This window comes from Tsuneonella deserti, assembly GCF_014644315.1.
Lineage (GTDB): Bacteria > Pseudomonadota > Alphaproteobacteria > Sphingomonadales > Sphingomonadaceae > Tsuneonella > Tsuneonella deserti.
The window spans coordinates 1-543 of record NZ_BMKL01000014.1; the positions used below are offsets into that span (position 1 = coordinate 1).

General features: G+C 40.9%; 1 protein-coding gene. It reads left to right on the forward strand.

All coding sequences use genetic code 11. The features are described 5' to 3' along the window. The coding region (locus tag IEW58_RS14250; RefSeq protein ID WP_188645888.1) for a hypothetical protein at positions 1-543 on the forward strand (543 nt) is incomplete at both ends.

Consider the following 543-nt stretch of genomic DNA (forward strand, 5'->3'; position numbering starts at 1 on the left):
GTTTTCGGGATGTTTCGGTAAAAAAGATGCCGCAGAAAAAGGTGGTTCTTCGTCTGATGCTTCGCCCGAAAATCAAGCTAAAGCTTTTATTATGAAGGTTCTGGCTTCGTATCAGCAAGCTAAACAAACCGAATACGGCGGAACGGCTTCGTTTATGAGCAATACAGACCAATACAAAATCGAAGATTCGACTTCATCAAAAACCATTGCTTATGTGATTGATTATTTCTCAAAAAATTCTACCAATGATTTCGATAAACGTTTGCAAAAATTAGCTGGATTTGACAACGACTATCTTTATATGGTTTTGGGTCGTAGGGCTTTGTCTGAGCATCAATACGCACAAGCAGCTGAGGCTTGGAAACACATCTCGCCAAAAAATTGGCAAGCTGAGCCTTTTCAAACATATTTAGATGTAAATCCGTTTAGTTTAAACGGGCAAGGAGATGCTAATGCCAAACAGAGAGTAACTCCTCTTTCGTTTGCCACTCGAATGGCCGCTTTGGCCGAGAAAGTAAAGCAAAACCCGAGCGATTACGAAAG